The following is a 742-nucleotide window of genomic DNA, read 5'->3' on the forward strand; positions in this document are numbered from 1 at the left end:
GCGGCGGCGAGGTGAATGAAGCCGAGGAAGTGAACGGTTCTTCGGTCGTATCGGGTGGCGAAGCGTCGGAAGTGCTTGAGCTTTGAGAAGCAGCGCTCGATGCGGTTCCTGGCGCGGTAGGCTTCGATGTCGTGAGCGATGAGCACTTTTCGGGTGCGATTGGACGGGATGACGGCTTGAGCGCCCAGGTCGGCGATGATCTTGCGCAGGGCGTTGGAGTCGTAGGCCTTGTCGGCCAACACGGCCTTGGGTCGGAAGCCTTCGAGCAAGGTTGGGGCGGCCGGGGCGTCGCCGCTCTGACCGGCGGTCAGGAGGAACCGGATCGGTCGGCCCAAGGCGTCGGCGGCCATGTGGATCTTGGTGGTCAGTCCGCCTCGGGAGCGCCCCAGAGCCTGATCCGAGGCCCCCCTTTTCCAGTCGCGGCCTGCTGGTGGGCGCGAACCAAGGTGCTGTCGATCATCAGGTACTGGTTGTCTCGATCCTTGATCAGGTCGGCGAACACCCGGTCCCACACCCCAGCCTTGGACCAACGACTAAATCGCTTGTGGGCCGTCTTCCAACGGCCATAGCGCTCGGGAAGGTCACACCCGTGAGCGCCCGATCTCAATACCCACAGCACGCCGTTGACGAATAAGCGGTTGTCTTGGGCCGTGCGCCCCGGATCGCTCGCCTTGCCCGGCAACAACGGCGCGATCCGCTCCCACTGCGTCTGGTTCAACTCGTAACGCTTGGCCGACATCAA

Annotated in this window: 1 protein-coding gene; it reads right to left on the bottom strand. The window is 64.0% G+C overall.

Annotated elements, in window-relative coordinates; genetic code table 11:
- Positions 1–739 (bottom strand): IS5 family transposase gene (locus tag AC1RR5_RS26715; RefSeq protein WP_492926805.1). Its coding sequence is split into 2 segments (ribosomal slippage), with 740 coding nucleotides annotated over them: positions 1–397 and positions 397–739; the frame shifts between segments, so codons are not numbered across the junction. This gene is flagged as partial in the annotation.
- Positions 740–742 lie beyond the last annotated feature (3 nt).

The organism is Caulobacter sp. GW821-FHT11E11 (assembly GCF_058808315.1).